This is a genomic window from Weissella sp. DD23 (assembly GCF_001579105.1).
Lineage (GTDB): Bacteria > Bacillota > Bacilli > Lactobacillales > Lactobacillaceae > Weissella > Weissella cibaria.
This window is the reverse complement of sequence record NZ_KQ970392.1, coordinates 259,049-261,670: the sequence shown is the minus strand read 5'-3', so window position 1 is coordinate 261,670 and position 2,622 is coordinate 259,049. Positions and strand designations below refer to the sequence as shown.

4 protein-coding genes are annotated in these 2,622 nt (G+C 46.1%); all 4 read right to left on the bottom strand.

Annotated elements, in window-relative coordinates:
- Positions 1–19: 19 nt before the first annotated feature.
- Positions 20–325, bottom strand: coding sequence for a hypothetical protein (locus tag WEIDD23_RS05520; protein ID WP_010371493.1), 306 nt, complete (start codon positions 323–325; stop codon positions 20–22).
- Positions 312–599 (bottom strand): hypothetical protein, encoded by a 288-nt coding sequence (locus WEIDD23_RS05515; protein ID WP_010371496.1) that lies wholly within the window; start codon positions 597–599, stop codon positions 312–314. Before WEIDD23_RS05515 ends, WEIDD23_RS05520 begins: the two co-directional genes overlap by 14 nt.
- Before the next feature lies 1 nt (position 600).
- Positions 601–1,794 carry a VWA-like domain-containing protein gene (locus WEIDD23_RS05510; protein WP_062358822.1) on the bottom strand — a complete coding sequence of 398 codons (1,194 nt, stop codon included), beginning with the start codon at positions 1,792–1,794 and terminating at the stop codon, positions 601–603.
- The coding region (locus WEIDD23_RS05505; protein WP_082778313.1) for an ATPase at positions 1,775–2,622 on the bottom strand (848 nt) is incomplete at its 5' end. The genes WEIDD23_RS05505 and WEIDD23_RS05510, both read right to left, overlap by 20 nt.

Below are 2,622 nucleotides of genomic sequence, written 5' to 3'. Positions count from 1 at the left end.
ACGGCTTTTTAAGTTAGCATTACATATCAAAACGACTCTTCAAACTGGTCACCACATCAGGTGTCAATCGCATACTATTTTGTTGGATAAACTGTTGTACATCCGCAAACGTGTCAAACCGCTGTCTAACTGGTTGTACCAAGTCAGCTTGCAACAATGCTTCCGCAAACTGGACATCAGCCATATTAATTGTTGTCATCCCCCAGGGTTGTGATAACAATAAATCTTCCCAAGCCCCCTTAATTAACGCCTCCGCCCGTTCATAACGGCGATCCTTATTAATAAATGATCGTAAATCAATTGGGTTCAAATCAGTTTCGGCCATCAGTCCACTCCTTTATCCAAACAACAGCTTCATCGCTTAGCCATTGTTGATTTGTTTCTAAAAATTCTGCTGACGTATCGCGCAATGCCGCTTCCGCAACCAAATCAGCATCAAGCAAAGCGGTTGCAAATTGCGCATCATCAAGTGCAATCGTCGTTGGTGAAATCGGATGACTGACAACAAACCGATTCCACTCATTCCATAATAGCGCCACTGCGCGTTCGTATTGTGGTGCTCGTAAAATGACGGCACGCAACATCAATGGATCTAACACACTAGTCCTCCCACTTTGTTAATCGCACGACCTGACCGAACGGTTCGGTTAATGATAAAGTTACGTCCTCGGGCAGTACCCAGACCAAACGGCGATACTTAGGCTGTGCCATCTCATGCTCGCCATCACCGTCCGTAAATATGACGACAACCGTACTTTCAGGACGATAACGATCTTGGTGTAGTTGTTCAAATATCGGTGCAAATGCAGTACCACCACCCGCACGGCGTTGACCATTGGCCAACCATTGTTTATCAATTGGTGTTGCAACTGTATCAAAGGCGTAAAAATGGACACTCGCCGCTAATTGCTTCTGCATTTGAGCAACTTCAGCCATAAAGCGCATCGCCGTATCGTCTGAGATTGATGCTGAATTGTCAATAAATACAACGACATTGGTTTGCGTGGCATCAATTTTTCCCGCTAGTTCCATCCGATATGGTTGGCGTCGATTAAAACGTGCACGACTATCTTGTTTATCGGCCGGCACATTACTAATGGCCTTCCGCAATAAGCCTCGCCAATTACGACGCGGTGCTAATAGTTGTTCAATTTGCCGTTCAACTTCGCCTGACATCGTCCCACGGCCAGCAACCAAGGCATCATGATTAGCATCTGCAACCACATTCCGCAAAGCAGCTTCTGCTTCTTCACCAGCCTCTGCCCCGGTTGACCAGCCCTTATGATCATCACCTGGCAACTGCGAACTTGCGCCTTCATTGTCGATTGTATCCATCAACGGATGCAACAAATTATAATAGGTGCTTGAATCTGCATATTCCGGCAGTTGCAAGTCAATCATATCTGTCACCTCTTGCAAGGTATGTGCCCCGGGGAACCCACCACGGATATATTGGTTAACCGCTAAGTCAGTTGCTAGACCAACCATTTTTGCTTCAGCTGCATTCTCATTCATTTTATCTGCGTATCGAATTGGGTGTTCCCACACCATGTGTAGCACCTGATGCGTGAGGGCTCCCTTTACTTCGGCAACCGTATGATAAACTTCTTCAAATAAAATCGGATTAATTCGCAATTCCCAAAACGGCGCCTGCCATGACAACCCCATCGTGCCCCCAACCGTTTCATCGTAGACCCGATTTAAGCGCAAAACGACTTCACCATAAAATGGGCTTTCGTCAAGCAATTTCATCGTGGCCTTCTGAACCAGTTCATCAATCTTCTGATAAGTCATAGGCCGCAACCTTCGTAATCAATTGATACAACGTCTTCGCTGATTCATCATCTGCGCCATAGAGCTTTTCTAAGACCTCGCCAGCAGCCAATTGCTTCACAATCGCATACTGACCATCCTTGGCCGTTGCCGTTAAAATTTGGGCAAATCGCCCTGCATTATCTGACTGGGCAACATCAATTGCAACCAAAGTTGACTTAAGCAAGGCCAATTTTTGAACTTCTGGCAAACCTCGGTACGTTTGCATCACCTTTTCGGGCACTACTGGCCCCCAAGGTTGACTCACAAAAACATCCATTGGCGTCAACGTTTCTTGATTGGTTTGCATGAATTGCACAAAACGTTGCGCTGCAACTTCACCCAAATCACCCGCGACCAAATCAAAAACCAAAGATCGTTGCGTCTCCTCAGGCAATACCAGCAACTCAAACAAATTATCCGAGACACGCTGCCAAGCACGAGGGGTTGGATTCAAATCGTCACCGCGCTCAGCTGGATACAATTGGGTCGCATCCTCTTGGAGATAACGCTGTATCAAATCATGAATATGTGGACGTTGCTTTTGTGTATCTTCTTCCGCAGCCCAAGCAAGCCAATCTGCTACATCAACCTTCATCACCAGTCGTACCGTGCGATCTTTGATAGCCGCATCACCAGCAACAACCCCATAATCTGCATTTTCAAATCCAGTCATCGTTTCATCAGGGTTCTCAGCAATCACTAACTTCACTTCCTCAGGCAATACCAACGAATTGATTTGCCGTTGCAAAACTAGATTCATTAATTCACTTTGCACTGCTTGTGACCCACGGTTAAATTCATCCAAGA

Bases quoted from the DNA above. Each gene is read 5' to 3' on its own strand.
- WEIDD23_RS05520 (WP_010371493.1), bottom strand. From the start codon at position 325: ATGGCCGAAACTGATTTGAACCCAATTGATTTACGATCATTTATTAAT.
- WEIDD23_RS05510 (WP_062358822.1), bottom strand. From the start codon at position 1,794: ATGACTTATCAGAAGATTGATGAACTGGTTCAGAAGGCCACGATGAAA.